Source organism: Blastomonas sp. (assembly GCF_030373265.1).
Classification (GTDB): Bacteria; Pseudomonadota; Alphaproteobacteria; order Sphingomonadales; family Sphingomonadaceae; genus Blastomonas.
The window spans coordinates 69,873-95,266 of the sequence record NZ_JAUCZC010000005.1 but is presented as its reverse complement, the minus strand read 5'-3'; the positions used below and the strand labels follow the sequence as shown (position 1 = coordinate 95,266).

The window sequence follows — 25,394 nt, the reverse complement described above, 5'->3', positions numbered from 1 at the left end:
GGCGCTGGAGTCAACTCACCAGCCGCAGTTCGGGGCGCTGGGAAGCAAAGGATTCGACATTGCGCACCGCAATCCCGTCGAGCGCCCGCAGCGCTTCGATGGTTTCGACATCAAGCCGGAAGCGATTGCCCAGCTTCACCGGCATCACCCGGCCCTCGCCCATGATCAGCCGTGCGTGGAGTTCATCCTGGCCGCTGCCGCCAGGCCCCACCAGATCGGCCAGGCGCGCCAGAGCATCGGGCTGCAGGACGTCGATCTTCGCGCGGTAGCGCAGCGTGACCTTGATCTCGTCGAGCGGTGTCGCCCGACGGATGGTGGCGCGCGGCGCCTGGTCTTCGCTCGAGCGATCGAATTCGAGCTCGATCAGCAGACAGGCCGATGCCTTCGCCCAGTCGGGCATGGCCGCGACGATGTCGTCATCGAACGAGCTCGCCGAGAACTGGCCGCTTTCGTCCGAAAGATCGACCATCACGAAGGCGTTGCCGCGCTTGCTCTGGCGACGGTTACAGCCCTCGACCAGGGCGGCGACCTTGGCGGTCTTGCGCTCGCCGACGCGGACATCCATCGTTTCGACCACCTGCTGATAGGGCCGCGCGCCCTGAGATCGGGCAACGGCGGCAAACTCCGTCACCGGGTGCGCCGAGAAGAAGAACCCGAACGCGTCGCGCTCGGCGGTCATCCGCTCGCCCATCGCCCAGGTCTTGCCCATGGGCAACCGCAATGACTGGCCGGGCTGCTGGACATCACCGAACAGGCCGCCCTGCCCGCTGGTGCGCTGGCGATGGGCATCTGCAGCGACCGCGAGCACCATATCGGCGCCGCCGTGTACCGCCGCGCGCTCGATCTCGAAACAGTCGAACGCGCCCGCAGCGGCGAGGCTTTCGATCTGGCGCTTGTTAACCAGTCCAGCATCGACCCGGTCGGCAAATTCGCCCAGGGATGCGAATGCACCGGCCGAAACCCGCGAGGCGACCACCGCCTCCATCGCCTTTTCACCGACGTTCTTGAGGCCTGCCAGCGCATAGCGCACCGCCAGGCCATCCGCTGTCTCCTCGACCGAGAACTCGGCCTCGCTGGCGTTGATGCACGGCGGCAGACAGGCCACGCCCATCCGCCGCATGTCGTCGACGAAAATGTTGAGCTTTTCGCTCTGGTGCATGTCGAAGCACATCGAAGCCGCGAAAAATTCGTGCGGATGATGCGCCTTCAGCCAGGCGGTCTGATAGGCGAGCAGCGCATAGGCCGCGGCGTGGCTCTTGTTGAAGCCATAGCCTGCGAACTTGTCGATCAAGTCGAACAGCTCGTTGGCCTTCTTGGTATCGATATTGTTGCGGCCCGCGCCCTCGACAAAGCGGCCGCGCTGCTGGTCCATCTCGGCCTTGATCTTCTTGCCCATCGCGCGGCGCAAAAGGTCGGCATCGCCGAGCGAATAGCCCGCGAGCACCTGCGCGGCCTGCATCACTTGCTCCTGATAGACGATGATGCCGTAGGTTTCCTTGAGGATATCCTCGAGCAACGCGTGCGGGTAAGTGATCGTCTCGCGCCCGTTCTTGCGCGCGCCGAAGCTTGGGATGTTGTCCATCGGGCCCGGGCGGTAGAGCGAGACCAGCGCGATGATGTCGCCGAACGCGGTCGGCTTCACCTGCGCCAGCGTGCGGCGCATGCCTTCGGATTCGAGCTGGAACACCCCGACGGTATCGCCGCGCTTGAGGAGTTCGTAGACCCCGGCATCATCCCAGGGCAGCGTGCTCAGATCGACGGTGATGCCGCGCTTGGCCAGCATCTCGGTTGCCTTGTGCAGCACCGAAAGCGTCTTCAATCCTAGAAAGTCGAACTTCACCAGACCGGCAGTCTCGACATATTTCATGTCGAACTGGGTCACCGGCATGTCCGAACGCGGATCGCGATACAGCGGCACGAGCTGCGCCAGCGGCCGGTCGCCGATGACGACGCCGGCAGCATGGGTCGAGCTGTGCCGCGGCAGCCCTTCGAGCTGCATCGCAAGATCGAACAGACGCTTGACCTCGGCATCGTCGCGATACTGATGGCGCAGTTCCTCGACGCCTGCCAGCGCGCGGTCGAGCTTCCACGGATCGGTCGGGTGGTTGGGCACCAGCTTGCACAGCCCATCGATCCGGCCATAGCCCATCTGCAGCACGCGTCCGGTATCGCGCAGCACCGCGCGCGCCTTCAGCTTTCCGAAGGTGATGATCTGCGCGACATGATCGCGGCCGTATTTCGCCTGGACATAGCGGATCACCTCGCCGCGCCGCGTTTCGCAGAAGTCGATATCGAAGTCGGGCATCGAGACGCGTTCGGGGTTGAGGAAGCGTTCGAACAGCAGACCCAATTTGATCGGATCGAGATCGGTGATCGTCAGCGCCCAAGCCACCACCGAGCCCGCGCCCGATCCACGCCCCGGCCCCACCGGAATGTTGTGGTCCTTGGCCCATTTGATGAAGTCGGCAACGATCAGAAAATAACCGGGAAAACCCATCCCGACGATGACGTTGACCTCGAACTCCAGCCGCTCGAAATAGCTCTTGCGCTCTTCCTCGCTCTGGTCGGCATAGGTCGACAGCCGCATTTCGAGCCCGGCGAACGCATCCGCGCGCAATTGCGCCGCCTCGCCCTCGAGGTCGCCCGCCAGGCTGGGCAGGATCGGCTTGCGCTTGGGGGGCGCAAACGCGCAGCGCTGCGCGACGACAAGCGTGTTGACCAAAGCCTCGGGCAGGTCGCTGAACAGCTCGCGCATCATCGGCGCGGACTTGATCCACGCTTCGGGCGAACTGCGTTCGCGGTTGGCGGCGCTCACATATTCGCCGCGCGCGATGCACAGCATCGCATCATGCGCGGCGTGGAAGCCGGGGTCCGAATAACAGGCCGGGTTGGTGGCGACGATCGGCAGGTTTCGGTCATAGGCAAGGTCGAGCAACGCGGTTTCGGCGAGCGTTTCGATCTCCTCGCCGCGGCGGCACAGTTCGATGTACAGCCGGTCGCCGAACAGGCCTTGCAGCCGGTCGCAATAGCTGGCGGCCGCATCGCCCTGTCCGGCCGCGAGCAGCCGCACCAGCGCGCCCTCGCCGCCTGCGGTCAGCGCGATCACGCCCTCGGTGCGCCCCTCGAGCCGTTCGAAGGGGACGTGCGCCGGAAGCTCTAGCGGACGGTCGAGGTGCGCGTGCGACACAAGATCGCACAGATTGTCGTAGCCGGTGGCATTCTGCGCGTAGAGCGCCAGCCAGTCGAGCACCGGCGCAGAACCCGCGACATCGGGCCGAGCGACGCACAGCAATGTGCCGATGACCGGCTGGATGCCGCTTTCCATGCAGCCGTCGGCAAAAGGCATGCCCGCATACAGCCCGTTGCGGTCGGCCAAAGCGATGGCGGGAAAGCCCCGCGCATTGGCGGTCTTGGAAATCGCCTTGGGCTCGATCGCGCCTTCCAGCATGGTGTAGGCCGAGAAGACACGAAGCGGGACGAAGGGTTCATAGGCCATGGCAAATAGCTATCGACTTTACCGTCATTTTTGGAAGCAAGATCACTCGCCGGTGGATAAATCCTTGGCCGCGATCTTGCGCCGCACATCGCGCACCGTCGACCAGATCCCGTAGAGGATCAGCGCGCCGAGGAAGAACCACACCCACAGCGGGATATCCTTGCCGACGATCGCCAGATAGACATAGGCCGAGACGAAGCAGGCGCCGGCGCACATCACCGGCAACAGCGTCGGCTTGCCCGCCCGCGCATTGCGCACCAGCCACGCGATGCTGGCGAGGAACAATGGAATCGCGCCGACATAGATCGACGCGAAGATCCACGGATTGACGCCATACTGCGCCCCCAGTTCGTTGGCCCAGGTGCTGATGGCTTCGATCATCTTGGTATTCCCCTGTCGCTTATCCGTCACCCCCGCGCATGCGGGATCCCGCTTCAGCGGTCCGGCACCAAAGTAGCGGGATTCCCGCTTTCGCGGGAATGACGAAAAAGCATAGCAGGAAATTCGCTCTGAGAGCGCCCCGGGTTACAGCAGCTTTTCGATATCCGCCTTGAGCTGCTCGGGCTTCACCATCGACCCAAAACGCGCGACCACGGTGCCCTTGCGATCGATCAGGAACTTGGTGAAATTCCATTTGATCGTGCGGCTGCCCATCAGGCCGGCCTGCTGGCTCTTGAGGTACTTCCACAGCGGATCGGCCTCTTCCCCATTGACCGCGATCTTGGCGGACAGCGGGAAAGTGACGTCATAGGTCAGCGAACAGAAATTCTTGATCTCTTCCGCATCGCCCGGTTCCTGCGCGCCGAACTGATTGCACGGATATCCCAGCACTTCGAACCCGCGGTCCTTGAACTCGCGGTGCAACGCTTCAAGCCCCTCATATTGAGGCGTAAATCCGCATTTGGATGCGGTATTGACGATCAGCAGCACTTGCCCCTGATAGTCGGAGAGTGGCTTGGCGCTGCCATCGGGCAGCGGCATCGTGTATTCGAAAACGGTCATGCGATCCTTCCATCGTGCAGGCGGACAACCCGGTCCATGCGTGTGGCCAGTCTTTCGTTATGGGTGGCCACCAATGCCGCGCTGCCCTCCTCCCTTACAAGATGGAGGAACTCCTGGAACACTATGTCTGCTGTCGCCTCGTCCAGATTTCCGGTCGGTTCGTCGGCCAGAACCACCTTTGGCCGGTTGGCCAGTGCCCTGGCGACGGCCACCCGTTGCTGCTCGCCGCCCGAAAGCTGGGTGGGCCTGTGGTCAAGCCGCTGGCCCAGACCCAGCCGCGTGAGCAGTTCCGCCGCACGATCCGACGCCACGTCGCGCGACTGGCCCATGATCAATTGCGGCAGCACCACATTTTCGCGCGCGGTGAAATCGGGCAGCAGGTGGTGGAACTGGTAGATGAAGCCCAAAGCCGTCTTGCGCAGCAAGGTGCGGCCATTGCTGTTCAGCTGTGCCGCCTCTTCGCCTGCGATCCGGATGGAGCCGGTAAAGCCGCCCTCGAGCAGCCCGACCGCCTGCAGCATCGTCGACTTGCCCGATCCCGACGGCCCCAGCAGTCCGACGATCTCGCCGGGCTGCACCGCCAGATCGATACCCTTGAGCACATCGATGGTGACCCCGCCCTGCACGAAGCTGCGGCGCACGTCGGTAAGATGGATGACCGCATCACTCATAGCGCAACACCTGAACAGGATCGGTGCTCGAAGCCTTGAGCGCCGGATAGAGCGTGGCCAGGAAGCTGAAGATCAGCGCCATCGCGGTGATGCCCAGCACTTCCATCGGATCGGTGCGGCTGGGCAGTTCGGTGAGGAAGCGGATCGAGGGATCCCACAGCTCCTGCCCGGTGATTAGCTGCACGAACATGACGATGCTCTGGCGGAAATGGAGGAAGACAAACCCCAGCCCCAGCCCGGCGAGCGTGCCGAGCGATCCGATGATCAGACCCACGGTGATGAAGATCTTGAGCAGCGACTTTCGGCTCGCCCCCATCGTGCGCAGGATCGCGATGTCGCGGGTCTTGGCGCGCACCAGCATGATCAGCGAGGAGAGGATATTGAACACCGCCACCAGGATGATGATCGACAGCACGATGAACATCGCCACCCGCTCGACCGCCAGCGCCTCGAACAGCGAAGCGTTGATCGTGCGCCAATCGGAAATGATCGCCTGGCCGCGCAGTCGCTCTTCGAGCGGCGCGAGAATCTCCCGGACCTTGTCGGCATCGCGGGTGGTCACCTCGATCATCCCGACCTCGTCGCCGAGCAGCAGCAGAAGCTGCGCATCGCGCATCGGCATGATCACAAAGGCCTTGTCGTAATCATAGATGCCGATCTCGACGATGGCGGCGACCTCGTAGAGAATTTCGCGTGGCACGGTACCGAACGGGGTCGACCGGCCTGCCGGATTGATGATGGTGATGCTGTCGCCGATGCGCACGCCCAGGTTCTGCGCCAGCCGCGACCCGATCGCGACCTTCGATGCCCCAGCCTTGAGCGCCGAGATGGAGCCCAGCACCGTCTTGTCCTTGAGTGCCGCAATATCCGGCGCGTCGGTGCCGCGCACCAGGATCGCCTCGACCCGGCCGTCGTAATTGACCAGCAACGGCTGCTCGATCAGCGGCGATGCCGCCACGACGCCTTCGATCTTGCGCGTCTCAGCAAGGATTTCCTGCCAGTTCTTCAGCCGACCGCCATAGCCTTGCACCACCGCGTGACCGTTCAAACCCACGATCTTGTCGAGCAGCTCGGCACGAAAGCCGTTCATCACGCTCATCACGATGATCAGTGCAGCAACGCCCAGCATCACCGCAATCAGGCTGATGCCTGCGACCAGAAAGATGAACGCCTCGCCTCGGCCAGGCAGCAGATAACGTTTGGCGATCGTCCATTCAAAAGTGGACAGCATAGAGGTGCACCGGACCTTTCGGATGGCTGGCAGGACCATGTCGGCTGCCGTGGCAATTGGGTTAAGGCTCTAGCCAGCCCGCAAGGAACTGACAATGGCCGAAGCGCGCCATGCGTGTTGCACAATGAACACAGAATGGATCAAGAATGGTGGCAAGTCGCGAATAACCCTAGCGTCGGCGGCCGCATTACGGAATCATGACAGCGCGGATCAAGCGGCTACGGCCATGGGTTCGGGGATAGTTTCCGTCGTTTTGGGGAAAGCGGCGGTTACCAGGGTCCAAACGTTGCGATCATGGCGACATCGCCATCTGCGCGCGACGAACGGATCTGATAAAGAGCGTCCGGGTCTTGGGGGCCGGACGCTCTTTTTTCGTCTGCAATCCATGTAGGTCCCGGCTGCCAGGATTGTAAAAAATCCATCTTGAAACCTCCGACCGATATCCTAAATTTGCGATGTGATCCACGCCAACCGGGTGGGTCGCGACATGCGAAGCGCCGCAAACGCGGGCTTCAAACCTATGAAATCGCTTATTTAAAGGATTTTGAAGATGAACCGTTTTGACTTTACCCCTTATCGCCGCACGACCGTTGGCTTCGACCGGCTGTTCGACTTGCTGGAAAATCAGGCGCGGGCCGCGCAGGGCGATAACTACCCGCCGTTCAACATCGAGCGCAACAGCGAGGACGCCTATCGCGTCACCATTGCGGTCGCCGGCTTCAAGGCTGAAGAGATCGACATCACGGCCCAGCAGAACCTGCTGGTGGTGTCGGGTCGCAAGGCTGCAGAAGCCGAATCGCGCGGCAACTTCCTGCACATGGGCATCGCCAACCGCAACTTCGAGCGGCGCTTCGAACTCGCCGATTTCGTGCGGGTCAGCGACGCGGGGCTCGAGGATGGCCTGCTGACCATCGATCTGGTCCGCGAAGTGCCCGAGGCAATGAAGCCCAAGAAGATCACGATCAACAACAGCACGCCCAAGCTGTCGGTGGTCGAGGGCAATGCCAAGGACGAGGGTGACATCAAGGCGGCCTGATGCCGCCGCGTTATCCCAGGGTAGACAAGCAACGGGGTGGGTCGGAAACGGCCCACCCTTTTTGCGTTGGCATTTCTTCTCCCCTACCGCTCGCGGGAGGGGTGGCCGCAGGCCGGGGTGGGCCTGTTCAGGTCTTCCAAATTTTTTTCAGGCCTACCCCCGGTTCAGCAAGCTGAGCCTGCCCCTTCCGCAAGCGGAGGGGAGAAGCAGGCACCCCCAAAAGAAGAGGGCGGACCTTTGCAGGCCCGCCCCCCGCGCCCGCTCAGGACGCTGCATTTTCCGGTGACAGGATTGGCCGGGTCGCATTTACCGCACCCATCCTCGGAAAAACCGATATTGTGACCCCGCGCCGCGAAGGCGCGGGGTTTTCTCCGGGGCCGGGTTCGGCCGGGTCGCATTAACCTTGCCCAACCCCGGAAAACTAAAAAACTCGTCGCAGTGTCAGCGGATCACGCAGCCTCGGATATCTCCAGCAGCGTATCGCGATCGACAATCTTCACCCTGCCCTGCTCCAGCTCGATCAACCCGGCATCGGACCAGGCGGAAAGCTGCCTGTTAATCTGTTCGCGTGACAATCCGGCGAACGTACCCAGCTCGCTCTGGCTCAAGTCCAGCTTGAGCTTACCCTCTTTTGCCCCCGACACCATCAGGCGCAGCAGATAGCGCGCCAGCCTGGGTCCGGACGTAAAGGCCCGGTCTGCCTCGATCACATCGTTAGCCTGCCGCAACCGCTTCGCCATCACCCGCAACATCCGCCGCGGCAGGGCCACATGCCGCTCGGCGATCTCCTCGAAGGCCGGGCGGGACAGCGACAGCGCGGTCAGCTCGGTCAAAGCCTCGATCGATGCGGTGCGCGGCCCGCCGTCCAGAAACGCGATCTCGCCGATGACATAGCCGGGCTCTGCATAATCCAGCACAATCTCGTGGCCGTTGCTGGCGACCATGCTGACTCTGGCAAAGCCGGTCAGAATGATCAGCAGATTGTCGCCATCATCCCCCTGCCCGATGATTTCCTGGCCCTTGCGATAGCGCACGAAGTGCCCGCGCAGGATGATGTCAGAAAGCTCGTCGGTTTCGCAATCGGCGAACAGGCTGTGGCTGGCCAGCAATTCGGCAAGCTCGTTCGCATGCATGTTTGGCTCTACCCCTTCCTTTCTGTCAGCCATCGAACATGTTGAGCAACTTTGCTTCAACCGCCCCTTCGCTGCCGACAGATTTCAATTCCCACGAATCGCCTTACGCCGCTGTGCGCCACCGCACAACTCTGTCAAATAGCGTAAATTTCCGATGACGCGGTGTGGTAAATTGGCGCACGACGAAGCCTTTTGCGGTCCGGCCGCATCAAACTTGATCTGGGTAAAAAGGCGTCAGGCGAGTCGGCGCCGACCAGGCATAATCAGACCAGGCGACTTTGGGCGACCGCTGCCTGGATGAAGCTTGCAAAAAGCGGATGCGGATCGAACGGCTTGCTCTTGAGCTCGGGATGGTATTGCACGCCAACGAACCAGCTGTGATCTGGCCGTTCGACAATCTCAGGCAACACGCCGTCGGGCGACATACCGGAAAACACAAGACCGCCCTGTTCGAGCCGGTCGTGATAGGCGGTGTTGACCTCATAGCGATGCCGGTGGCGCTCGCTGATCGTGTCGCTGCCATAGATTCCGCGAACCCGGCTGTTGCCCGAAAGCTTAGCCGGAAATGCTCCCAGCCGCATGGTGCCGCCAAGATCGCCCTCGGCACTGCGCTTCTGCAAGCCGGTCTCGCCCATCCATTCGGTGATCAAGCCGACGATCGGCTCATCGGTCGTACCGAACTCTGTGGTCGACGCGGTGATGATCCCGGAGGTGTTGCGCGCTGCCTCGATGCACGCCATCTGCATGCCCAGGCAGATGCCAAAGAACGGGACGTTGCGTTCGCGGGCGAAACGGACCGAGGAAATCTTGCCCTCGCTGCCGCGCTCGCCGAAACCGCCCGGAACCAGGATGCCGTGCATCGGTTCGAGCATCGCAGCCAGTTCGTCATCGGGCAGTTTCTCGAACAGTTCGGCATCGAGCCATTTGACGTGAACCTTGACCCGGTTGGCAAGACCGCCGTGCGTCAGGGCTTCGTGCAGCGACTTGTACGCGTCCTGAAGGCCGACATATTTGCCGACCACGCCGATGGTGACCTCACCCTCAGGGTGGTCATGCCGGTCCATGATGTCGGTCCAGCGCGCCAGGTCGGGCTGGCGGGCATCGTGGATGCCGAACGCGCGCAGCACTTCGTCGTCGAGGCCCTCGGCATGATACTGCATCGGCACGGCGTAAATGCTCTTGGCGTCGAGTGCGGGAATGACCGCTTCCTTGCGGACGTTGCAGAACAACGCGATCTTGGCGCGGTCCGATTCGGGCAACGGCTTTTCGCACCGGCACAGCAGGATATCCGGCTGGATGCCCAGCGAGGTCAACTCGCGCACGCTGTGCTGGGTCGGCTTGGTCTTGAGCTCGCCGGCCGCCGCGATATACGGCACGAGCGTGACGTGCACGAAAACGGTGTTTTCGCGGCCGATATCGTTGCGCAGCTGGCGGATCGCCTCGATGAACGGCAGGCTTTCGATGTCGCCGACGGTGCCGCCGATTTCGCACAACACAAAATCGAGGTCTTCGGTTTCCGCCTGGGCGAATTCCTTGATCGCATCGGTGACGTGCGGGATCACCTGGACCGTCGCACCCAGATAATCGCCGCGGCGCTCGCGCTGGATGATCGTCTGATAGATGCGGCCCGAGGTGACGTTGTCCGACTGGCGCGCCGAGACACCGGTGAAGCGCTCGTAATGGCCCAGATCGAGGTCGGTCTCGGCTCCGTCATCGGTGACATAAACCTCGCCGTGCTGATACGGCGACATCGTGCCCGGATCGACGTTGAGATAGGGATCGAACTTGCGGATGCGCACGCGGTATCCGCGTGCCTGCAGCAGTGCCCCAAGGCTTGCGGCCATGAGGCCCTTGCCTAGCGATGATACCACGCCGCCGGTGATGAAAATGAAACGCGCCATGGGAGAAATCCGTTAGCCGTTCGCGCGCAAGGCTGACAAGCGCGCGAATCCGCATGGAAAACAAAAAACTGTGCACATGCCGCCAAAGTGCGGCGAGCAGATCAGTTCGCGGGAGCCTCGCCAGCCGGTGCAGGCGCGGTCTGGGCAGGTGCAGCATCGGCAGGCGCTGTGGTCTGCGCGCCAGCCGCCGACAGCGGATCGCCGCTCGAAGGCATGCCCGGGGTAGCAGGAGCCGGCGCCGCCAGCGGATCGAGCGGCGCTTCTGCGCCCCGCTGCAGCGAGGTGTCGATGTTGCCGGTGGAGTGCATGTTGGCCGCCATCACCGCCAGAACGATGCTGAGCACGACAAAGATCGTTGCCAGGATCGCGGTCATCCGGGTGAGCAGGTCACCAGCCCCGCGAGCGGACATCAAGCCGTTGGGGCTGCCGCCCACACCCAGCGCGCCGCCTTCCGAACGCTGCATCAGGATGACTCCCACCATGGCAGCGGCAATCAGCGTCTGCACGATGGTGATGAACAGGAAAATCGACGACATGAACGGTCAGACCCAAGATAAAAGGAAACGTGTTGGCGCGCACATAGCGATTAGACTTCGCCAGCGCAACCGGCGCTGGCGGGGGCGATTAGACTTCGCCAGCGCAACCGGCGCTGGCGGGGGCGATTAGACTTCACCAGCGCAACTGGCGCTGGCGGGGGCGACTGGACAACGCCAGCGCAACTGGCGCAGCCGCGACCGTTAGCGCGGTGCGGCCTGGATGATGGGCAGGAAGGTTTCCGCTTTCAGGCTGGCGCCGCCGACCAGCGCACCGCCGACATCGGGAATGGTCAGAATTTCCTGCGCATTGCCGGGATTGACCGATCCGCCATACAGAATGCGCACGCTCGCGCCTGCCGCGCCGAGCAGGTCGACCAGCGTGCCCCGCAATGCTGCGTGCATCGCGGCAATATCCTCAGACACCGGGACGCGGCCCGTCCCGATTGCCCACACCGGTTCATACGCCACCGACAGCCAGTCCGCCGATGCGGAGTCCGGCAAGGAAGCGGCAAGCTGGCCGGTGACGATCGCGATGGCATTGCCGGAATCACGTTCGTCCAGCGTTTCGCCGACGCACAGGATCGCACTCATACCAGCCTCATGCAGGGCTTGCGCCTTGCCGAGGACATCGGCGTCGGTTTCATGCTGGTCAGCGCGGCGCTCGGAATGACCGACGATGGAAAATGTTGCGCCTGCCTCTTTAAGCATCGCGGCTGACACACAACCGGTGTGTGCGCCTGTGGCCTTAGCGTGACAATCCTGCCCGCCGACGCCGATACCGCCTGCGCCTTGCGCAAACGCCGCGATCAGCGTCGCAGGCGGACAAATGCCGACATCGACCGTCATATCGCTGGCTGCGGCATCGGCAATCGCCTTCAATATCGCGATATCGGCCTGCGTGCCGTTCATCTTCCAGTTGCCGACGATATAGGATTTTTGCTGCGTCACACTGACCGTCCTTCGGTATGGGCTGATTGCCAATAATGCGCGGCGGCTAGCAAATCATGCCGGGCTTGACCAGTGGCCGGGTATCGGCCCCTCGGGGAAGGCTTGAAGCCTGCGTCAAAGCCTCCTAAAGCCTGCCCGCGTTTTCACGAGGTGTAGCCTGCATGGCCGCGCCTCTTATTGCGGGCTTCTTGATGATCAGCTTTTTCCGTTCGTTCTTCCAGTCCAAGATCGGCCTGGCCATCAGCTTCATTTTCCTGGGACTGATCGCCGTCGCCTTTGCCGCCTCCGACGTGACCGGGGGTGCGACCTTTGGTGGCGTCAGCAGCGAAAGCGTGGCGGAAATCGACGGCGATGGCATCGGCACGGCCGAGTTTTCGTCCACGGTCACCAATGCCTTCAACCAGTTTCGCCAGGAGAATCCCGAGCTCGACATGGTCGCGTTCGACCAGCAGGGCGGTATCGATAGCCTCCTGGAGCAGATGATCGGAAGCTATGCAGCCTCAGCTTTCGGGGAAAGCATCGGGCTGGGTGCGAGCAAGCGGCTGGTGGACAGCGAGATTGCCGGGATTCAGGCCTTCAAGGGCGCGGACGGCCGCTTCGATGAAACGCTGTTCCGCAATGCTCTGGCGCAGCAGGGGCTGACCGAGGCCCGGGTGCGCGGCGATATCGAGCGCGGGCTGTTGAGCGACCAGCTCATGGTTCCGGCCACCTTTGGATCGAAAATGTCGACGCAAATGGCGTTGCCCTATGCCGGGCTGGTGCTGGAAGGCCGCGAAGGCAAGATCGCCTTCGTCCCGTCGGCAGCCTTTGCCCCAAAGGCAGCGCCCAGCGATGCCCAATTGCAGGCCTATTTCACCCGCAATGGCACGCGCTATCGCGTCCCCGAGCGCCGCGTGCTGCGCTACGCGACCTTCATGGCGGATCGCTTCCGCGACCAGGTCCAGATCAGCGATGCGGAAATTGCCGCGCTCTACAAGCAGCGCTCGGCAGAATTTGCCGCGACCGAAAAGCGTGACCTGGAACAGCTGATCGTCCCCACCGAAGCGGCCGCCAGGGCCATCGCTGCCAAGGTCAATGGTGGCGCCAGCATGGCCGCAGCGGCAAGGGAGGCAGGACTCGAACCCGTCGACCTCGGCTTGCAATCCAAGGCCGAACTGACCCGCGCCGCATCGCCCGCGGTCGCCAACGCGGTGTTCGCAGGCGCAGTCGGCAAGGTCGCCACGCCGGCGCGTTCGGCGCTCGGTTGGCATGTCATCCGCATCACCAGCGTTTCTGCGATTGCCGGTCGCAGCCTGGCGCAGGTGCGCGCGACACTGGAAAATGAACTTGCGCAGGAAAAGCTGCGTCAGACCGTCGCCGATTTCACCGCCAGCCTTGAAGACCGCATTGCCGACGGCGCATCGCTCGCCGACATCGCCAAGGACGAGGGTTTGACGCTTGAGGTCAGCCCCGAGCTGCTCGCCAACGGCCAGTCGCCCAACCGCCCCGACTTCGTGCCGATTGGCGCGTATCAGGCGATGCTGCCGCTGGCCTTCAGCGTCGAGGAGGACGCCGGTCCCCAATTGGTCGAGGTTCAGCAGGCGACCGAATTCGCGCTTTTCGAGGTCCAGGACATCAAACGCTCCGCGCCCCCGCCGCTCGCCAGCATTCGCGATCAGGTTGCACGGGATTGGGCGCTGGCTCAGGGCCTGACCGGTGCCAAGTCGCTCGCGGACAGCATTGCCAAGTCCTCGCGCACCAGCGCTGATCTGGCCAAGGCGGTGAGCAGTGCCAAGGTGCCCCTGCCAGGCATCGAGGACATCGCCACCAACCGCCAGACGATCATGCAGCAGCAGGGTCGCGTCCCGCCGCCGGTGGCCTTGCTGTTCAGCATGGCCGAAGGCACCACCAAGGTGCTGGAAGGCCCCAACCGCTCGGGATGGTTCGTTGTTCACCTGAGCAAGATCAATCGCGGCGACGCGAGCAGCGTACCCGAACTGTTGCAGGTGACCCGCGTTCAGCTTGGCCAGGTGCTGGCCAACGAATACGGGCAGCAGCTCATCGCCGCGATGAAGGCGGAAACCAATGTGAAGCGCAATCCGGCGGCGATCAAGCGCGTCAAGGACCAGCTCACCGGCCGTACCCGAGAGAATTGATGCGCGGCACCGCGAGCCAGAATGTCGCAGCGGCGCGAACCGCTCTGGCGGATGGCCGATCGGCATTGATCTGGCGGCGGCGTATCGCCGATACCGAAACCCCCGTGTCCGCAGCGCTCAAGCTGATCGAGCCCGAGCGCGGTGATTTCCTGCTCGAGTCGGTCGAGGGTGGCGAGACGCGCGCACGGCACAGCTTCGTCGGCATCGCGCCCGATCTGGTGTTCCGCGCCTCTGCCGAGCGCGCTGAGATCAATGCTGCCTGGTCCGCGGACCGCGCGGCCTTTGCGCCCTGCTCGGAAGGATCGATGCACGCGTTGCGCACGCTCTCAGAACGCTGCCGGATGGATGTTCCGCCCGAACTGCCGCGCGCGCTGGCGTTCCTGGTGGGCTATTTCGGCTATGAGACGATCGGTCTGGTCGAGGATCTGCCCCGCGCGCCGCAGTCCGACCTTGCCCTGCCCGACATGCTGTTCGTGCGGCCGACGGTGCTGCTGATCTTCGATCGGCTGAAGGACGAGCTGTTCCTGATCGCGCCGGTCTGGGCCGAAGGCGAGACCGACCCGGATCGGGTGATCGCCTTGGCTGAAGAGCGCCTCGATGCCGCCGAACGCGCGCTGCAGGCCGCGCTGCCCGCGCCGTCGCGCGATTCCGATGCGAACCCGCTGGCGCTGACGCCGTCGCCGGTGCTGGCACCCGGGCGCTATCGCGACATGGTGCTCAAGGCCAAGGACTATATCGAGGCCGGCGACGTGTTCCAGGTGGTGCTCGCCCAGCGCTTCACCGCGCCGTTTGCGCTGCCGCCGATCGAGCTTTATCGCGCGCTGCGGCGGGTGAACCCCTCGCCGTTCCTCTATTTTCTCGATCTGCCCGGTCTCGCGCTGATCGGATCGAGCCCCGAGATTCTGGTGCGGGTGCGCGACGGCGAGGTCACCATCCGCCCGATCGCCGGGACCCGCCCGCGCGGCAAGACGCCTGCCGAAGATATCGAGAACCGCACCAGCCTGCTCGCCGACCCCAAGGAGCTCGCCGAACACCAGATGCTGCTCGATCTGGGCCGCAACGATGTCGGGCGCGTGGCGAAAGCCGGCACGGTGCGCGTCACCGACAGCTTCACCGTCGAACAGTACAGCCATGTGATGCATATCGTCAGCAATGTCGTCGGTGAGCTGGTGCCCGACCGCGACGCCATCGATGCCCTGTTCGCAGGCTTTCCTGCAGGCACGGTCAGCGGCGCGCCCAAGGTGCGCGCATGCGAAATCATTGCCTCGCTCGAGCCGGAAACGCGCGGGGCTTACGCAGGTGGTGTCGGCTATTTCGCGCCCGACGGCTCGGTCGACAGCTGCATCGTGCTGCGCACCGCGATCGTCCGCGATGGCACGATGCACGTCCAGGCGGGCGCAGGCATCGTCGCCGACAGCGTTCCCGAATACGAACAGCGCGAATGCGAAGCCAAGGCCGGCGCGCTGTTCGCTGCCGCGCGCGAGGCATTGCGGCTGGCCAGCGAAGCGGGGTACGGGCAGTGATCCTGGTTATCGATAACTACGACAGCTTCACCTACAATCTGGTCCATTATCTGATGGAACTTGGGGCGGAGGTCCGTGTCGAGCGCAACGATGCATTGACCGCGCGCGAGGCGATCGCAACCAACGCGCAGGCGTTCCTGATTTCGCCCGGACCGTGCACGCCCAACGAGGCGGGGATTTCGCTCGATCTGGTCGCAGCCTGCGCCGATGCGCAGCGGCCGCTGCTCGGCGTATGCCTCGGGCACCAGTCGATCGGCCAGCATTTCGGCGGCGAGGTCGTTCGCGGCGGGCTGATGCACGGCAAGACATCGCCGGTGGTGCATGACGACAGCGGCATGTTCGCCGGGCTGCCCTCGCCCTTCCAGGCGACGCGCTATCACTCGCTGGTGGTGCCCGAGGCGAGCCTGCCGTCCAGCCTGCAGGTCAATGCCCGCATCGCGGTGGACGACGGCTCGACGGCGCATGTCATGGGCTTCCGCCATGCCAGCCTGCCGATCCACGGGGTCCAGTTCCACCCGGAAAGCATTGCCACCCAGTTCGGCCACCGGATGCTCGCCAATTTCCTGGAGATCGCCGGGATCGAGGTGAAGCCGATGCGCGCGGAGTTGCTCGCATGACCCGCCTGCCCGACACCAGCCATCCGCTCGGCCGTGACGCCGCCGCCGATGCCTTTGCCGCCATCCTCGACGGAACAGTCGAAGACGAAGCGATCGCGCAGTTCCTGATCGCTTTGTCCGAGCGCGGCGAAACCGCGATCGAGATCGCCGCCGCGGCGCAGGCGTTGCGCGACCGGCTGATCCCGATTGCCGCGCCTGCCAACGCCATCGATGTCTGCGGCACCGGCGGCGACGGTCATCACAGCCTCAACGTCTCGACCGCCGTGTCGCTGGTGGTCGCCGCGTGCGATGTGCCGGTCGCCAAGCATGGCAACCGCGCAGCGTCATCCAAGGCGGGCGCCGCCGATACGCTCAAGGCGCTGGGCATGGACATGACGGCGGCAGGCGCGACCGCCGAGCAGTCGCTCGCCGAGATCGGCATCTGCTTCCTGTTCGCGGTCAATCACCACCCGGCGATGCGGCGGATCCAGCCGATCCGCCAGAAGATCGGCAAGCGCACGATCTTCAACCTGATGGGACCGCTCGCCAACCCGGCGCGGGTCAACCGCCAGCTGATCGGCATCGCGCGCCCGGGCTATGTCCATGTCTATGCCGAGGCGCTCGACATGCTGGGCACCGAGCATTCGCTGATCGTCTCGGGCGACGAAGGGCTTGACGAGCTGTCGTTGGCAGGCGGCAACGAGGTCGCCGATATCGGCGCCGACGGCGTGATCATGAAACGCTGGCAGGCCGCGGATGCCGGGCTCCCCGTGCACCCGATCGAGGCGATTCGTGGCGGCGATGCGGCTTTCAACGCAGCCGCGCTGCGGCGGCTGCTGCAAGGCGAAACCGGTGCCTATCGTGATGCGGTGCTGTTCAACGCTGCGGCCGCGCTGTTGATCGCGGGCGAAGTCGACTCGCTTGCCGATGGCGCGGAAGAAGCGGCCGAAGCAATCGACAAGGGGCTCGCCAATGCGCTGCTCAACTGCTGGATCGATTTTACGAAAGCCGCCGCATGAACAAGCTGGAAGAAATCTGCTCGGTCAAAGCGATCGAGGTCGAGCGGCGCAAGGGCCTTGCCTCGCTTGCCGAGATGGAAAAGCGCGCCGCTGACGCCAGCGCACCGCGCGGTTTTGCCAAGGCGCTGGTGCGGGCCTCGGAAAGCGGCTTCGGTCTGATCGCCGAGATCAAGCGCGCCAGCCCGTCCAAGGGGCTGATCCGCGCCGATTTCGATCCTGCAGCGCACGCGGCGGCCTATCAGGCAGGCGGCGCTGCGTGCCTTTCGGTGCTCACCGATGTGCCCTATTTCGAGGGGCATGACGATTTCCTGCTCGCTGCGCGCGCCGCGTGCGACCTGCCCTGCCTGCGCAAGGATTTCATGGTCGATGTCTGGCAGGTGGCCGAAAGCCGCGCCTTGGGCGCCGATGCGGTGCTGATCATCGTCGCCGCGCTAGACGATTCGACAATGGCAGATATCGAAACTGCCGCGCTCGACTTGGGGATGGACGTGCTGATCGAGGTGCACGACGAGGACGAACTCGAACGCGCGCTCAAGCTGCGCTCGCCGCTGATCGGCGTCAACAACCGCGACCTGCGCAGCTTCGAGACCGACATCGCCAATACCGAGCGGCTGGTGAAGCTGATCCCCGAAGGCTATATTCCGGTCTCGGAAAGTGGAATCTACACGCATGACGATTGCGTGCGGCTGAGCCGGCACGGCGTGCGCAGTTTCCTCGTCGGGGAATCGCTGATGCGACAGGATGACATTACCCGCGCAACACGCGAATTGCTCACCGGCTCGGGCAACTGATGGCCGGCCTCACCCATCTCGACGCCAGCGGCGCGGCGCACATGGTGGATGTCTCCGCCAAGGCCGATACGGTGCGCGAAGCGGTGGCCGAAGGGGCGATCAGCATGGCGCCCGAAGTGATCGCCGCCATCCGCGCGGGTGATATCAAGAAAGGCGATGTCCTGGGCACGGCGCGCATCGCGGGTATCATGGCGGCCAAGCAGACCAGCAGCCTCATACCCCTGTGTCATCCGCTGCCGATCAGCAGCGTCTCGGTCGATTTCGATTACACCGATAGCGGCGTCCGCGTCGAAACCCGGGTGCGCACGACCGGCAAGACCGGGGTGGAGATGGAGGCGCTGACCGCCGCCAGCATCGCGCTGCTCACCATCTACGACATGGCCAAGGCGCTCGACAAGGCCATGGTGATCGGGCCTGTCCGGCTGCTCGCCAAGAGCGGCGGCAAGTCGGGCGACTGGGCCGCATCCTGATGGCGGGCGGGCTGATCCCGCTGGCCGAAGCACAGGCCCGGTTGCTCGCGCTCGCTTCGCCAAAACCTGCCATTTCGGTCGAACTGCTCAAGGCCAACGGCCATGTCATCGCCGAGCCGTTGATCGCCCTGCGCAGCCAGCCTGCGGCTGATCTTTCCGCGATGGACGGCTATGCCGTGCGCGCCGCAGACCTGCCGGGCCCTTGGACGATCACCGGCGAAAGCGCAGCGGGACGACCGTTCACCGGCAAGCTGGCCAGCCAAGAGGCAATCCGCATCTCGACCGGCGCGATCGTGCCCGATGGTGCCGATACGGTCGTGGTGCAGGAAGACACGTCGGTCGAGCGCGCCACGCTCACCCTCATCGGAGATGGCCCGCCCCGCCCCGGCGCGCACATCCGGCGGGCAGGGCATGATTTCGCTCAAGGCGCTGAGCTGGCGTCGGCGGCAACGCGGGTCGATGCGCGGCTGCTCGCGCTCGCGGCGATGGCGGGGCATGGCCACCTCAACGTGCATGCCCCGGTGCGCGTGACCATCCTCAGCACCGGCGACGAACTTATGCCGCCAGGCGCCCCCCTGCCCAGCACGGCGCATATCCCTGCCAGCAACGGCATCATGCTGGCTGCCATGCTGCAGGGCCTGCCGGTAGACGTCACCATGCCGGCTTTGCTGCCCGACCGGCTCGAGCCGATCGCTGCAGCCTTGCAGGAACATCGCGGTGCCGACATCATCGTCACCACCGGCGGCGCATCGGTCGGCGATCATGACCTGATCCAGCCTGCGTTGATCGATTGCGGTGGAACGGTTGATTTCTGGCGGATCGCAATGCGCCCGGGCAAGCCGGTGATGGTGGGCCGCCTCGGCAATGCCGTCGTTCTTGGCCTGCCAGGAAACCCGGTGTCCGCCTATGTCACCGCGCTGCTCCTGCTGCTGCCGCTTGTGAAGACGTTTGCCGGCTTTCGACAGGTTCTGCCCGACGTCCTGCGGGCACCTGCAGGCGGGCCGTTCCCCGCCAACGGCGCGCGGCAGGATTATGTCCGGGCGGTTCTATCGGACGGCGTGCTCGAGCCGGTCCGCAGCCAGGACAGCGGAGCCCTGTCGTCGCTTCAGACCGCCAACGCCTTGGTGATCCGCGCGCCGTTCCAGCCCGAAGCGCAGACAGGCGAGCCGATCGACTATATTGCGCTCGATCGCCATCGCTGACACAATCTCTTGACCTGACCGGCTTTGTTTCGTAATTGTTCCGTATTCGTTCGACCGCCGACCGACCGGCGCAGAAAGGAACATTCGGCATGCTGACCCGCAAACAACACGATCTGATCCGCTTTATCCAGGAACGGCTGGAGGAAAATGGAATTTCCCCCTCGTTCGAGGAAATGAAGGAAGCGCTCGATCTGAAGTCCAAGTCCGGCGTCCACCGGCTGATCAGCGCGCTCGAAGAACGCGGCTTTATCCGGCGCCTGCCCAATCGGGCGCGTGCGCTGGAAATCCTCAAGCTGCCCGAAGCGAGCGTCAAGCCGCGCGCCAAGGAACTGGTCGCAGCGGCCGGGGCGAAGTCGGACGCTGCCAAGAGCAACGTCGTCAGCCTGAAGGCCGCGCGCAAAGTACCGGTTCCGGCGCCCGCCAACTACAATGTGCTCGAGATCCCGCTGCATGGCCGCATTGCCGCCGGCGCCCCGATCGAAGCCTTCGAAGGCACCGAAATCCTGCCCGTACCCGCAGCCTTGCTGGGCAGCGGAGAGCATTATGCGCTTGAGGTTTCGGGTGATTCGATGATCGAGGCAGGCATCCTGGATGGCGATTTTGCGCTCATCCTGCGCACCGAGTCCGCGCGCGATGGGGAAATTGTCGTGGCACTGGTCCGCGGCGAGGAGGCAACGCTCAAATACCTGCGCCGCGAAAACGGTCGCATCCGGCTCGATCCGGCCAATGCTGCCTATGACCCGCAGTTTTATGCTCCGCACGAAGTCCAGGTCCAAGGCAAGCTCGCAGGTCTGCTGCGCCGCTATCACTGACCGGCGCGCAGGCGATAAGGCGCCGGCGAATACAACGCTGTTCGCGAAAAAAATGGTCGGGGAGACAGGATTCGAACCTGCGACCCTCTGCTCCCAAAGCAGACGCGCTACCAGGCTGCGCCACTCCCCGATCCTGGATCGACCGGCCGTTGAGCCGATCGCTGCTGACAACTGCGTGTGATGATCTTGGCACGCCATAAGCCGGGATCGCTCCGGGCCCTTGGCGGCCAGTCTCATCTGCATGAGCAGTTTGCCGAGCCGGGTGTCTAGCCCGTTGTCGCCGGATTGCAACCCATGAAACGCCCCGGCGTCACGTTTGCACTTTTCGGGCTGGCGGCGTGCCGGGTGTGCAGCCTACCAAGCGACAGAGCACCTATCGAGCCTTGGCCGCGATCGCCTCGATTTCGATCAGATAATGCGGTCCCGCCAGCCCGGCAACCTGGACGGTCGAGCGCGCCACGAGATTGGGGTTTGCCGCCGTGCCGAAAAATTCGCGATATCCCGCATTGAACCCGGCAAAGTCCATGCGGCCTTCGAGGCGGGGGTCGGCGACCACGAACACCGTAAGCTTGACGACATCCGACAGGGCATAACCCCGCCGTCCCAGCGCCGCCTCGATCTTGCGGAGCGTGCTGATCGTCTGCGTCCGGGTGTCGCCAAAAGCTGCAAGGCTGTTTGTGCTGGCAGGGTCGATGGGGTCGGCGATCTGGCCGCTGAGCATCAGAATCTCGGCACCGGACGGAATGGTCACGCTGTCGAGAATGATCGATGGCGCCGGATTGAGGTGGCGCTCGACCGTCCCTGCCGGAGGCTGATCTGCCTGGACTTGGGCCAGAGCCTGCGGACATGCGCACAGCACTGCAGCCGAGAGCAAAATGGATCGGATCACCTCAGCACCTTCTTCCGGTTCGCTAGCCGCATCCGAAGCACGCGGCGGCATCGATACCGCATGATCCCGATCGGGGAAATGGTGGGCCCGGAGGGACTCGAACCCCCGACCTAGCCGTTATGAGCGGCCAGCTCTAACCAACTGAGCTACAGGCCCGTCCTGGCTGTGCCATCCGCGCGGTTACCCCAGCGCAGGGCGGCAATGCAAGCGGGAAAAACGTGGCGGATCGCTCGCGATATGCAGGTTGGCAATCAGCGGACGATGGCAGTGTCTATCTCGGCGATACATGTCGGCCGGATCTCGCGATGGGCGAGATAGGACAACACCTGATGCCACCAGTCGAAAAATGCTTCGACATCTTCCGGACCGCGCACATAGGGCGTGTGGCCCGGCCGCAACGAGGGCGAATGGAACGAGAAGTTGAGCACCGGCAGTCCGTCGTCGAGCGCAATATCGATGCCGCGGATGACCTCGGTGACCGATATGCCTTCGGGCGTCAGGGAAATGCGCTCGAGCAGGCGTCCGCGCGCCATCAGCGATTTGGTGAAGCCCGCCATGTGCGCCAATGGGAAGCTGGTCCCCTGCCTGCGCAACAGCCCCCAATAGACCGACGTCACCGGCAGTTCGACGATATCAAGCGCCTTGTCCAGCCAATAGGGCTCGAGCGGATAGTGCGAGAAATCGGGGCCTTCGGCCTGGCTGTAGTCGAAATTGGACCGTACCGACGTATCGAACCGCACACCGGTTTCGCGCAACAGGTTGAGCGTTTGCGCGCCGATACCATACCGCCCCGCGCGATAGGCGATCGGCTGCCTGCCGGTGGCATCGGCGATGGCATCGCGCAACGCCAGAAACTTTGCGCGCTCCAGTTCGGGCGGGAGGTTGCCAGCATACGTGTTGCGCTGGGTGACCTCTTCCTCGAAGGGCGGGTTGACCCAGGGGTGCAACTGGATCCCCACCTCGGCGCGCCCTTCGCGCACCAGAGACCCATAGATTTCCTTGCCGCGCGGGTCCGAGATGATCGGCCAGTCAACGAGATACAGCGGCGTTACGCCATATTGTTCACACAGGGTCTGAAAGTCGATGATCGCGTCGAGCGCATCGAGCGAATAGCCATCGCGCTGGATGGGGCGACTCCAGTCGAACTCTTCCTCGACATCGATGGTGACCAGATACCGTTGCCCGAAATCGGGAGAGAACCGGACGAAATCGTCCTTGCCCGGCAATCTTGCAAAGGTCATCCACATCGCCTTGGTTAACGGGGTCGCAGTCCGCAGGCAGGCGCCCCCCGGCATCCCGACCTGCGCGCACCCTCAGGCTAGGATCGCGCGGCTTCTGCGCTAATCCGCGTGCAGGGCAACGTCAAGCGCAGAGCATCGGGCTCGATCGCCAGCTCGCCGCCCTGAGCAGACAGCAGGTTTCGCACCAGCCGAAGGCAGAACCCAAGCCCCAGCAGCGGGCCGCCGGTATCCTGCCCTGCCCCCACCCGGTCGACATCGAACAGCGCGTCCTCGTCCTGGCCGGTGAGGGACAATGGACGAGTGAAACGCATATCCAGCGCGTCGGCGTGCGGTGCAAACGACAGATACAGCACTTCGCCAGGCTCGCAGCTGCCGATCAGCGCACCGGCAAGCCTGGGCACGATGCGATCGATCGCTTGAGGCGACATGGCAATGACGGCTGCTGGAGCGCTGTCCAGCATCAGGCTGGCGCCTGAATGCTCGATCAGCGGCTGCACCCGGCCCTTCAGCCTGGCGAGGACCTCGGAAAGGTCGATATGGCCCGAAGGATCGTCGATGGCATTGCGGTCCAGCCGCAGCGCGGTGTCCAGGTCGTCAAAGCCACTGAGCAGCTGCCGCGCGTCCTGGCGGATGCGTAGCGCCATGTTGCGGTATTCAGCCGCCACCGGTCCGAACAGCTGCTGCTCGATGATTTCTGAAAAGCCCATGATGGCGTTGAGCGGTGTGCGCAGTTCATGAACGATCTGGCGCAGACCATCACGGCCCGCGAGCATGGCGCCTTCGTCCTGTGGCCCGGCGCTCTCCCACGCCATCGGTCGGCGGACCGTACCATGATAGCCGATGAACCGCCCGCTCGCCCGATCGAATGCGGGGTCGGCATCCACCCGCCATTCGCCGGTAAGGCCCGCTGCGCTCCCCAGATGGGCGCGCCCTCCGCGCACCGGCACCCGCCGGCTGAAGGCGGTTGCCACCGCTGCATCCACGCCGCGAAACCTGGCCATGGCCGGCAGCGCCAGCGACAGCCCGAATACGGCCCCGAGCGCCACGCCGCTGACGCTGGAAATGGCTCCGTCGACCCCGGTCGAAAACTGGAAATCTTCGACAGCAGGGCGTTCGGCCGCAGGCTCAGCGGAGACCTCGGTCGCAACCGGCGGATCGGGCTGTAGCGTCGTGCCCAGCCTGTTCCAGTCTTCTATTCCCGTGGAGGGGCGGTCTTCCAAGGCCTGTCTGAAACGAACTTCCTGCAGCGCCTCGATCCGCTTGACGATTTCGCCGATGCTTTGCGGTCCACCCGTTTCGGGCTCGGCAGGCGCGGCGACTATTTCAGGCTGTGATGCCGAGGCATCGGGGTCTGCGGACGATACGCCGAGCACCTCGGCGGCAACTGCAACACCAAGCTCCTGTTCGGCAAAGCCCGGTTCGATAGACTGAGGTTCGCCAGCCTCCGGCTCGGGATGCTCCGGTTCGGCAGGCTCAGCCTTGGCGGGCGCAAGGTCAGCCACCGGGTCTGCAGCATAGGCCGCACCGGCAGCAGCATCCGGCAACGCGGTGTCGTATAGCCCCAACTGGTCGAGCAGCGCGCGCGTGCGGGGGCCAAGGTCGCGGCGATGACGCAGGAATCCACGGGCTCGGGTGGGCATCGCAGGCACCAGCCGTGCCCATTGATCATCGGACAGCCGCGCTGCTCGGACGGCCGCGCTGGCGACGGCTGGCGATTCCGCTGCGAGATACTGGACCACCACCGGTGACACCAGTCGGCCCGATAGACACTGGACCGTCGACAGCCGATCCGCCTCGCTCACCATGCTGCGCAGCACATGAATCCGCGCCAGCGCTAGGGCATGACGCTCGTCGGCCGACCCTGCGCCGACCTGACCAAGAATATCCACCAGTTGCCGATATTGCGCCACTGCACCGCCCCCGCTGGGCACGTCACCTGCAAGAACTGTGGCCAGGCGATCGTCGAAATGCATAGGTGCCAATAGTCCCAAGGTCACAGATAGCGGAGGCGCGATCGGCAAGCGATTGCAGGAGGGCATACCGAATGTCGAACGACAGGGATAGCCAGTGAAGGACGTGAGCGGAAGTAGGGTTTTTTCCACGTCGCAATGTGGGACAATTGCGTTACAGAACAATTATATTATATGAAGGCATCGTCTTGTTGCGGAAAGTGTCTGCAGGAAGCTGATTTTCCGCTGGTTCGGGGGCGCATAGGCTCAAATCAAGGCCAATCTCCTCTAATCCACGGCATGGCAGGGGAAAAAGAGTGTCAAGTCTGGACCATATCGATCGCCAGTTGCTGACCAGGCTGCAGGACGAAGGCCGCATCACCAATGTCGAGTTGGCCAGCCGTGTCGGCCTGACCGCGCCACCTTGCCTGCGTCGTGTTCGCGCGCTTGAAGAAGCCGGGATCATCCGCGGTTATCACGCTGATATCGATCCTCAGAAACTGGGCTTCGCCATCACCGTGTTCGCCATGGTCAGCCTGAAAAGCCAGGCCGAGAGCGACCTCAAGGCGTTCGAGGATCATGTCAGCACGCTTCCCGAGGTCCGCGAATGTCATATGCTCAACGGCGAGATTGACTTTATTCTCAAGATCGTCGCGCGCGACCTCCAGGAATTTCAGGCATTCCTCACCTCCAAGCTGACCCCGGCCGCCAATGTCGCCAGCGTCAAGACCTCGCTGACCATCCGCACGTCCAAGCAGCAGCCAGGCGTTCCCCTCGACGAATAGGCCCGCGGGCGGCCAAAAAAATAGCGGG

Annotated in this window: 22 protein-coding genes and 2 tRNA genes; 10 read left to right on the top strand and 14 right to left on the bottom strand. The window is 63.8% G+C overall.

What is annotated here, in order from left to right; all coding sequences use genetic code 11:
* Window positions 1-10 precede the first annotated feature (10 nt).
* The 5 genes from dnaE to QUV11_RS04655 form a co-directional block, all read right to left on the bottom strand.
* The gene (dnaE, locus tag QUV11_RS04675; RefSeq protein ID WP_300880801.1) at window positions 11-3,496 is read right to left on the bottom strand and encodes a DNA polymerase III subunit alpha; all 3,486 of its coding nucleotides are present in this window, start codon (window positions 3,494-3,496) and stop codon (window positions 11-13) included.
* A 42-nt stretch (window positions 3,497-3,538) separates the two neighbouring features.
* Window positions 3,539-3,877 (bottom strand): hypothetical protein, encoded by a 339-nt coding sequence (locus QUV11_RS04670; protein WP_300880800.1) that lies wholly within the window; start codon window positions 3,875-3,877, stop codon window positions 3,539-3,541.
* A gap of 144 nt (window positions 3,878-4,021) precedes the next feature.
* The gene (locus tag QUV11_RS04665; RefSeq protein WP_300880799.1) at window positions 4,022-4,498 is read right to left on the bottom strand and encodes a glutathione peroxidase; all 477 of its coding nucleotides are present in this window, start codon (window positions 4,496-4,498) and stop codon (window positions 4,022-4,024) included.
* Window positions 4,495-5,169, bottom strand: coding sequence for an ABC transporter ATP-binding protein (locus QUV11_RS04660; protein ID WP_300880798.1), 675 nt, complete (start codon window positions 5,167-5,169; stop codon window positions 4,495-4,497). Before QUV11_RS04660 ends, QUV11_RS04665 begins: the two co-directional genes overlap by 4 nt.
* Window positions 5,162-6,400, bottom strand: coding sequence for a lipoprotein-releasing ABC transporter permease subunit (locus tag QUV11_RS04655; RefSeq protein ID WP_300880797.1), 1,239 nt, complete (start codon window positions 6,398-6,400; stop codon window positions 5,162-5,164). The genes QUV11_RS04660 and QUV11_RS04655 overlap by 8 nt, the downstream gene beginning before the upstream one ends.
* Window positions 6,401-6,950: 550 nt before the next feature.
* On the opposite strand from QUV11_RS04655, the gene QUV11_RS04650 reads away from it, so the two are divergent.
* Window positions 6,951-7,436, top strand: a complete 486-nt coding sequence (locus QUV11_RS04650; RefSeq protein WP_300880796.1) for an Hsp20 family protein — start codon at window positions 6,951-6,953, stop codon at window positions 7,434-7,436.
* Between the two features lie 449 nt (window positions 7,437-7,885).
* On the opposite strand, the gene QUV11_RS04645 is transcribed toward QUV11_RS04650, so the two are convergent.
* The 4 genes from QUV11_RS04645 to tpiA all read right to left on the bottom strand — a co-directional run bounded on the left by QUV11_RS04645 (window position 7,886) and on the right by tpiA (window position 11,954).
* Window positions 7,886-8,569, bottom strand: a complete 684-nt coding sequence (locus QUV11_RS04645) for a Crp/Fnr family transcriptional regulator (RefSeq protein WP_300880795.1) — start codon at window positions 8,567-8,569, stop codon at window positions 7,886-7,888.
* 263 nt (window positions 8,570-8,832) lie between these two features.
* Window positions 8,833-10,470 carry a CTP synthase gene (locus QUV11_RS04640; protein WP_300880794.1) on the bottom strand — a complete coding sequence of 546 codons (1,638 nt, stop codon included), beginning with the start codon at window positions 10,468-10,470 and terminating at the stop codon, window positions 8,833-8,835.
* A gap of 101 nt (window positions 10,471-10,571) precedes the next feature.
* A complete protein-coding gene (gene secG / locus QUV11_RS04635) occupies window positions 10,572-11,006 on the bottom strand; it encodes a preprotein translocase subunit SecG (RefSeq protein WP_300880793.1) in 435 nt (144 codons plus the stop codon).
* 201 nt (window positions 11,007-11,207) lie between these two features.
* A complete protein-coding gene (tpiA, locus tag QUV11_RS04630) occupies window positions 11,208-11,954 on the bottom strand; it encodes a triose-phosphate isomerase (protein WP_300880792.1) in 747 nt (248 codons plus the stop codon).
* A gap of 161 nt (window positions 11,955-12,115) precedes the next feature.
* Between tpiA and QUV11_RS04625 the strand changes: the two genes are divergently transcribed.
* From QUV11_RS04625 to lexA, 8 genes are all read left to right on the top strand, one after another.
* On the top strand, window positions 12,116-14,089 hold the full coding sequence (locus tag QUV11_RS04625) for a peptidylprolyl isomerase (RefSeq protein ID WP_300880791.1): 1,974 nt from the start codon (window positions 12,116-12,118) through the stop codon (window positions 14,087-14,089).
* Window positions 14,089-15,612 (top strand): anthranilate synthase component I family protein, encoded by a 1,524-nt coding sequence (locus tag QUV11_RS04620; protein ID WP_300880790.1) that lies wholly within the window; start codon window positions 14,089-14,091, stop codon window positions 15,610-15,612. Before QUV11_RS04625 ends, QUV11_RS04620 begins: the two co-directional genes overlap by 1 nt.
* On the top strand, window positions 15,609-16,229 hold the full coding sequence (locus QUV11_RS04615; protein ID WP_300880789.1) for an aminodeoxychorismate/anthranilate synthase component II: 621 nt from the start codon (window positions 15,609-15,611) through the stop codon (window positions 16,227-16,229). Before QUV11_RS04620 ends, QUV11_RS04615 begins: the two co-directional genes overlap by 4 nt.
* The gene (trpD, locus tag QUV11_RS04610; RefSeq protein WP_300880787.1) at window positions 16,226-17,227 is read left to right on the top strand and encodes an anthranilate phosphoribosyltransferase; all 1,002 of its coding nucleotides are present in this window, start codon (window positions 16,226-16,228) and stop codon (window positions 17,225-17,227) included. Before QUV11_RS04615 ends, trpD begins: the two co-directional genes overlap by 4 nt.
* A complete protein-coding gene (trpC, locus tag QUV11_RS04605; protein WP_300880786.1) occupies window positions 17,224-18,018 on the top strand; it encodes an indole-3-glycerol phosphate synthase TrpC in 795 nt (264 codons plus the stop codon). The genes trpD and trpC overlap by 4 nt, the downstream gene beginning before the upstream one ends.
* A complete protein-coding gene (moaC, locus tag QUV11_RS04600) occupies window positions 18,018-18,488 on the top strand; it encodes a cyclic pyranopterin monophosphate synthase MoaC (RefSeq protein ID WP_300880785.1) in 471 nt (156 codons plus the stop codon). The genes trpC and moaC overlap by 1 nt, the downstream gene beginning before the upstream one ends.
* Window positions 18,488-19,690: a molybdopterin molybdotransferase MoeA gene (locus QUV11_RS04595; RefSeq protein ID WP_300880784.1), complete on the top strand. Its 1,203-nt coding sequence runs from the start codon at window positions 18,488-18,490 to the stop codon at window positions 19,688-19,690. Before moaC ends, QUV11_RS04595 begins: the two co-directional genes overlap by 1 nt.
* Before the next feature lie 89 nt (window positions 19,691-19,779).
* Window positions 19,780-20,502, top strand: coding sequence for a transcriptional repressor LexA (lexA, locus tag QUV11_RS04590; RefSeq protein WP_300880783.1), 723 nt, complete (start codon window positions 19,780-19,782; stop codon window positions 20,500-20,502).
* A gap of 53 nt (window positions 20,503-20,555) precedes the next feature.
* Here lexA and QUV11_RS04585 read toward each other — a convergent pair.
* From QUV11_RS04585 to QUV11_RS04565, 5 genes are all read right to left on the bottom strand, one after another.
* Window positions 20,556-20,632: transfer RNA gene (locus QUV11_RS04585), tRNA-Pro, on the bottom strand.
* A 243-nt stretch (window positions 20,633-20,875) separates the two neighbouring features.
* Window positions 20,876-21,391 (bottom strand): RidA family protein, encoded by a 516-nt coding sequence (locus tag QUV11_RS04580; RefSeq protein ID WP_300880782.1) that lies wholly within the window; start codon window positions 21,389-21,391, stop codon window positions 20,876-20,878.
* Between the two features lie 79 nt (window positions 21,392-21,470).
* A tRNA-Ile gene (locus QUV11_RS04575) sits at window positions 21,471-21,547 on the bottom strand.
* Window positions 21,548-21,642: 95 nt separating this feature from the next.
* A complete protein-coding gene (locus QUV11_RS04570; RefSeq protein ID WP_300880781.1) occupies window positions 21,643-22,632 on the bottom strand; it encodes a polysaccharide deacetylase family protein in 990 nt (329 codons plus the stop codon).
* A 77-nt stretch (window positions 22,633-22,709) separates the two neighbouring features.
* Window positions 22,710-24,605, bottom strand: coding sequence for a histidine kinase dimerization/phospho-acceptor domain-containing protein (locus QUV11_RS04565; protein ID WP_300880780.1), 1,896 nt, complete (start codon window positions 24,603-24,605; stop codon window positions 22,710-22,712).
* Between the two features lie 293 nt (window positions 24,606-24,898).
* Between QUV11_RS04565 and QUV11_RS04560 the strand changes: the two genes are divergently transcribed.
* Window positions 24,899-25,366, top strand: coding sequence for an Lrp/AsnC family transcriptional regulator (locus QUV11_RS04560; RefSeq protein ID WP_300880779.1), 468 nt, complete (start codon window positions 24,899-24,901; stop codon window positions 25,364-25,366).
* Window positions 25,367-25,394: the final 28 nt, after the last annotated feature.